The 6409-nt window shown below is 39.2% G+C and carries 5 protein-coding genes and 3 pseudogenes; 2 read left to right on the forward strand and 6 right to left on the reverse strand.

The genetic code is table 11. The annotated features are described in order from the left end of the window. The 4 genes and pseudogenes from G634_RS19460 to G634_RS0114585 form a co-directional block, all read right to left on the reverse strand. A pseudogene (locus G634_RS19460) lies at positions 1 to 473 on the reverse strand (hypothetical protein); the annotation flags it as partial. Positions 474 to 646: 173 nt separating this feature from the next. Continuing rightward, positions 647 to 967 carry a hypothetical protein gene (locus tag G634_RS19465; RefSeq protein WP_051234079.1) on the reverse strand — a complete coding sequence of 107 codons (321 nt, stop codon included), beginning with the start codon at positions 965 to 967 and terminating at the stop codon, positions 647 to 649. A gap of 25 nt (positions 968 to 992) precedes the next feature. Beyond that, complete coding sequence (locus G634_RS0114580; RefSeq protein ID WP_026505881.1) at positions 993 to 1346, reverse strand: ATP-binding cassette domain-containing protein; 354 nt, start codon at positions 1344 to 1346, stop codon at positions 993 to 995. A 145-nt stretch (positions 1347 to 1491) separates the two neighbouring features. After that, positions 1492 to 2631, reverse strand: coding sequence for an RNA-guided endonuclease TnpB family protein (locus G634_RS0114585; protein ID WP_026505882.1), 1140 nt, complete (start codon positions 2629 to 2631; stop codon positions 1492 to 1494). A gap of 294 nt (positions 2632 to 2925) precedes the next feature. Here G634_RS0114585 and tnpA point away from each other — a divergent pair. Together tnpA and G634_RS19475 are read left to right on the forward strand one after the other, a co-directional pair. Next, positions 2926 to 3330 (forward strand): annotated as a pseudogene (gene tnpA, locus G634_RS19470) (IS200/IS605 family transposase). A 77-nt stretch (positions 3331 to 3407) separates the two neighbouring features. Next, the gene (locus G634_RS19475; protein WP_026505883.1) at positions 3408 to 4922 is read left to right on the forward strand and encodes a family 43 glycosylhydrolase; all 1515 of its coding nucleotides are present in this window, start codon (positions 3408 to 3410) and stop codon (positions 4920 to 4922) included. 136 nt (positions 4923 to 5058) lie between these two features. On the opposite strand, the gene G634_RS0114600 is transcribed toward G634_RS19475, so the two are convergent. Together G634_RS0114600 and G634_RS21670 are read right to left on the reverse strand one after the other, a co-directional pair. Continuing rightward, on the reverse strand, positions 5059 to 5586 hold the full coding sequence (locus tag G634_RS0114600) for an NUDIX domain-containing protein (protein ID WP_026505884.1): 528 nt from the start codon (positions 5584 to 5586) through the stop codon (positions 5059 to 5061). 97 nt (positions 5587 to 5683) lie between these two features. Next, positions 5684 to 6064 (reverse strand): annotated as a pseudogene (locus G634_RS21670) (endonuclease V). Positions 6065 to 6409: the final 345 nt, after the last annotated feature.

Below are 6409 nucleotides of genomic sequence, written 5' to 3' on the forward strand. Positions count from 1 at the left end.
TTTGCTCGGATACAAGGCAGTTCTCCATATTTTGAAAAATGTATGGTCCTGCCATTACCATACAGACATTTTTCCATACCACGCCAAACATCTTCAGCTTTGGTTAGAGCAAAGACAGCATCGACACCATACTTTTTGCCTATTGGAATCATAGATTTTCTACAGTAATCCCATGTGACATTATAGGATTTCTGCATTTCATTAAGCTGATTAGCAAGAATTTTGCGTTTAGCTTTATCTCCTGTATTACCATATAGGGATAATAGTTTGCGATACCTCTTTGTTCGAAAAAGCTGATCATAATTCTTTCTCATAAGACCAACAAGTTCATTGCCTGCCTTACGGATTTTATCAGAAAGAATCACAATCTTAAGCACATCAGAATAAGGCATATCAGTCTCAGCGACTAAAATATGCCTATCAGAAAGTTTATGGTATTGCTTTAGAGCCTTCTTGTGTTCTTCACCAGTCATTTTCTTTTAACTCCTTAAAGCATAATATACTTTAATGCACCCTAAGTGTAAAGGCTTCATCCCACAGGCAAGCCTGTGGGTTTTCACCTACGTTAAGCAAAAATTTACTTTATAACAAAAAGGAACTGTATTACAGCATTTTTCTGCTATAACGCAGTTTCTTTCAGAATTTTTTAATAATTTTTCTTTTGAATGAATTCTGATATTATTGCATTTATAGATTTATACATCTCATCTATGCTTTTTGCTTCTATTTTCTTTAACGGATTCTCCCAATCATAATCTTGTATCAGGTTGATTATAAACCTTCCTGTCGGATCGCATTCAGGATACCAGGCAACGTCCAGTAACAAACTATCCTCATATTCCACCTGAATCAGGTCTTCATGAAGATTATCCCACTGTTCTTCCATAGTTTTAGTCGATGATATATGGAAATTGTTGTATATTACTTCGCCTGGGGCGAAGATCTCATCTATATCAATTGTAGACATAGACTCCTCCGGCTTTATTATTAGTTCATCCCTGTATCTTGTTCATTCGTGCATATATTCCTCCAAGTGCCACGAGTTCTTCGTGAGTTCCTCTTTCTGCTATATGTCCGTTTTCAATGACAAGGATAAGAGCTGTGTTACGAATAGTTGACAGTCTGTGTGCAATTGCAACGATCGTACGCTTACCTGTAATGTTGTTAATTGCTTCCTGAATCTGTTTCTCAGTCTCAACATCGACAGATGCAGTTGCTTCATCAAGTACTATTATAGGAGACTGGCGAAGTATAGCTCTTGAAATAGCTACTCTTTGCTTCTGGCCGCCCGAAAGTCTAAGACCTCTTTCGCCGACTAGCGTATCATAGCCATCAGGCATATTCATGATATCCTTGTCAACTCCCCATCACCTAAAGGTAATGGGCTTGCAACTCCCCTGTAGTTCGTTGCAATAACTCCTACATTTTATCGGTGTAACTTCCGTGGGGTCGCATCATGGGACGGTTGACACCGCCCCTTACGACAAAGATTTACTCTGCCGTAACTGTATCAGGTACTTGTCTATCTTCGAGATAGTTGATTCCCATGCGGTACAGATTCATAGCTCCAATGCGGTCATCGTTTGATTTATAGCCACAGTTCTTGCAAGTAAACAGATGCAATTTCTTATCACGATTGGCTTTTTCAATGTGTCCACATACTGGACAGCACTGACTCGTATAACGAGGGTCAACCTTAACAACAGTTGATTGATTCTGTTTTGCTTTGTATATTAGCTTCTGTTCAAGGTCGTAGAAAGACCACGATACAGAAACATAGCGGTCTTTGGTTCTGACACGCTCTGTAGCATTACGGACACCGGACAAATCTTCAAGAACAAAGAGCGTATGCTTCGGGTTGCTTTCAACGAGTGCCTTTGATACTTGATGGTTTACATCCTGCATCCAACGGTTTTCTCGCTGACCGATAGCTTTGAGCCTACGTCTTGATGATGGAGTCTGACGCATTTGGAGTTCCTTACGAAGCTTGGCGTAGCTTGCACGTTTCTGCTTGATGGCTTTACCGCTTACAAAACCAGACTTGTGCTTACTGTCATAAGTGGCAACAACAAAGTTAATACCTCTATCAATGCCTACAACATTGCAGATATCAGAGATATTACTTTCCTCGATATCATAAGAAACAGGGATATGCAAAAAATACTTGCCATGCTTATTTACAAGCTTGGCTGTACCAAACTTATAGATTGTGTGGTCAAAATATTTAGACATACCTCTATCAAAATAAGGAAGTTTCACACGACCATTCAGAGTATTGACTGAAAAGCAGTTTTGTGTAAGAGAATAATCCCTGTTCCAAACAAGGTCGTACTGAGGCTTCTTAAAAGATGGCTGAATCCACTCTTTTTGATTTTCGAGAATGGTTTTATATCTTGCGATAACAGTCTTAAATACAGACTGAGCCATTTGAGATTTAAGACCAAACATTTCTCGTAATGTAGAATACAGTACCTTGTTAAGCGAAAACTGTTTTAGGTCGTGAGTACGGAACACATAGGCAGCTACATAATCACAGGCATCAGAATAAACAGACATGGTTTCATCAAGTAAAACCTTACTGTCTGTATCGACTGATATCTGAATTTTAGCAGTAACTGTCATTTGTTCCATAAGTAAGCCTCATTGTTATTTCACTAAATATATAATATAATGATCATTAGTGAAAAGTCAACGTAAAAAAGGAGTTTATTAATAACGCAAATTAAATACTATGGCGTAGATACAGGAATTCCGATAACCGAGAAGCATGTACTGCGAGTAAAAGAAAATAATGGACAATATTCGGTAGCTGTTATGGATATGCATTCTCTCACGATAGAGCGCAGTGATTGGTATGCCAGCATTCAAGACTTGAATGATAACTTTATGCATAAGTACGATATTACTCTTGTCGTGGAATAGGTTATGGATAACAGATATAATCGCCACAATAGGCGTAAGTATAGTCTAAAAGTACATATAGTCCTTGTAACGAAGTACCGCAAGCAACTGCTTAAAGGTTCTATCGCTGATGATGTAAAACAAAAGATATACGATATTTGTAATTCCAATGGTTATGAAATTATCGCTATGGAGACTTATAAAGACCATATACATTTTATTATCAGTTACGATACCACGGATAGAGTTTGTGATATTGTAAAGCTGATTAAACAGCAAACAACATACTATCTTTGGCAGAAATATCCAAACTTTTTGTCTAAATAGTATTGGAAGAAGAAAATCTTTTGGACTGACGGATACTTTGCTTGTAGAATAGGTGAAGTATCATCAGCCACCATACAGAAATACATTGAAAGCCAAGGTTAATGACTACAAATTTACAAGGCTCCTCCCACCGCCCAAGGGCAGTGGGAGGAGCCTACGAAACCGAAAGGATTTTATTTATGAAAATAAGAGTATTTACAAGAGAAGTTAATGAAACCAATTATCCTGAAGGACTTGCAAGAAGTGTACATTTCGAGGTTATTTCTGATGACGGAAGCGCTGCACCTTTAAACAGAAACTACGGAATTCTTTTTGCAAAAGGTGCTATAAGCAAGGATAATACCATCATTCCAAAGGGTGTTCAGAATCCGCTTATATTCAATATGGAAGACGGATGGATTGGTATTACCGCAGAAAGAGTCCTTGAAAACGGTGAGATTGATAAGGATGCTATAGACAAAAGGGTTCTATGGAAGACCAAAGATCTGATTCACTTTGAAAAGGAGGAGCTTGTTCCTGTAACAGATTCTATGCAAGAAGACACCCTTGAAGTAGATTCCGAAATAATAAAGAAAGCCGAGCAATACTGGAATCCAATCGTCTGCACCGGTGTAACCTGCAAGGACGACAAGTCAGGTATACTAATTTCATACAGCGATGGATCTTCAAGAGAGAAAAAGTTTGGTCCGAATGGACGTATACACCAGCAGAAGTTTGACTTCCCTCTTGCAAAGGGATACGGCGATCCAGTTATTTTCCCATGGGAAGGAAAATGGTATTTCATATCAACCAGCGACAATCGCCATGATATAGGTATCTATGTGCGAGAAGCTGATGATGTACATGACCTCTTTGCAGAAGGCATCACCGAGCATCTCATCCTTCCATTTGATCCTGAAAGAGGCTTCGAGCAGACCTTCTGGGCACCCGAATTCCATGTGATCGGAGGCGAATTATATATTCTTTTTGCTGTAAGCGGCCATGAGTGGGGCCCACAGTGTCATATGATGAAGAAAAAGAAAGGCGCAAGTATCATAGAAGCTGACAGTTGGGAAGATCCTGTAAAGGTGTGCAAAATGGATGGAACGCCAATAGGGCAAGGCGCCATAACCCTTGATATGACCCATGTTAAAACAAGCAAAGGTTCATATCTTATCTGGTCATACAGACAGTTCATCGGACACCCAAATGATACTGGTTCCATGCTTTATATCGCATCCATTGATGAGGATAAGCCATGGATCCTTACAAGTGAACCAGTGCTCCTTACAAGACCTCTTCTTGGCTGGGAGAATGTATCAGGAACTATCAACAACGAAGGCCCTTATGGCTTTATCCATGAAGGAAAGCTCTATGTTACATATTCAGGCGGTGCTGCCAACTCCTATACCTATGCAGTTGGTCTTCTGACAGCTGATGAAGATGCTGATCTGTTAGATATCTCCTCCTGGACCAAGAGCATTACACCAGTCCTTAACTTCTATTCTGTAAAAGGAGTTTTCGGCCCCGGTCACAACTCTTTCTTTACTAACGAAGACGGCGAACTGATGATAGCTTATCATGGAGAGACTGCTATAGATAGTACTCTTAGATGTGATGGTATAAGGCGAGTACACTTCAGAGCTGATGGCACGCCGTATTTCCAGATGTCAGCTTCAGAGGATCTGATGACATATGGCGCAAGTCAGATGTAAAAAAGTTGAATCAATATTTAACAAAAGCTTTGATTCAATATTATATTAATAGTTCAATTGAATCAGCTCTGTTAAGATAGACCAAAAATCGCGAACCGCACAGCAATTGTGAGGTTCGTGATTTTATATAAAAAAGTTATAGTTTCTTTTCAATCTCCTTAAGACCATTACAAAAATCTTCATCGTTATGATCCGATACGTGATGAAGAAATTCATGGAAAGGCATGACCTTCACATCGTTAACTTCATGGGAATCAAACTTAAAACCGTTCTCAGGAACATCTACTCTGCACATAAATACAGATAATAGGAGCCCTGTACCATCGTCCCAATCAACGATCCTCTCAAAACCAAGTTGTAACTCTTCAGGAGAAATAGTTATATCAAGTTCCTCTTTGACTTCTCTGATGGCTGCTGCCTCTTGCAGCTCTCCTGCCATCACAGCGCCTCCTGTCATATCCCACATACCGGGATAGAATCTGGCTTTGAGAGATCTTTGCTGAACAATATACAGCCCCTCGCCTTCACCCGGCGCAGGGCTGTCTGTTGTCTTCATGATCACGAGTACATGTCTGTAATATTCCCCGCGCTTTTTAGGATCATGCTTGGGTCTTGTTACTCCTGTATATTGTCCGTCCCTTGTAAAGATGTCTATGTATTCCATTTATATTATTCCTTTTTGTTTAATATACTAGTGCTGCATAAATTATCATTCGATTTAAGGCATTTTCCAATTGAAATAACTTTGCCCTTTATGTCGATCAAATAAGATATCCATTACCATCAAAGAAAAGAACATCTACATCTGTCTCCACTTTTTCATATGTCTTCAGAAAAAGTGGAATTTCTCTGAAGGCCAGGCACCCAGGAATATATGGTACTTTTATCTTTTATGAAACATACTTTTTCTCAATAATCTCTTTGGTTAAAGAATCTATAATAACTATGCAGCATACGGCATGTTCTCCGTCATCTTCCTTCCAATATGCAAGATCAACACCAGCTACTGTCCTGACAGAATCCATGCACACAGCATTATTAAAATCAATCTGCTTTTGTAATTCAAGTTGTTTTTCAATATATTTAATTTCAAGATTTTTATTTTGTTCTTCAGTCAAATGGTAATTCCTCGTCTTCTCCATATTCTATGTCTTATATGTCATCTGTGAAGCCTCACACGACTAAAGTCGCGTGCTTCCTATTGCCACAATCTACATTGTGGTTGCCTTTTAGGGCATCGGACTGCGTTTCTGTCCATACGGCTAAAACTCAGTACTTAGACAACTAATATATTGTCTAAGACCGCATTTAAGCTAATAAGGTCAGCCAACGTGCAGGTGCTTCTCTTAGAGCACTGAGGGACTTTAGCCTCAATGTCCAACCTGTCCGTCACCGAACAGGATTTAAAAATTTCTCGTATATAATAGCGGGCTGCTATATTATACGAAGCGTTAAGATCACAGTTGTATGTTTTGCCATTTTGAAAT

The sequence above is a fragment of the Butyrivibrio sp. NC3005 genome, from assembly GCF_000424545.1.
In the GTDB taxonomy this organism is placed as follows: domain Bacteria; phylum Bacillota; class Clostridia; order Lachnospirales; family Lachnospiraceae; genus Butyrivibrio.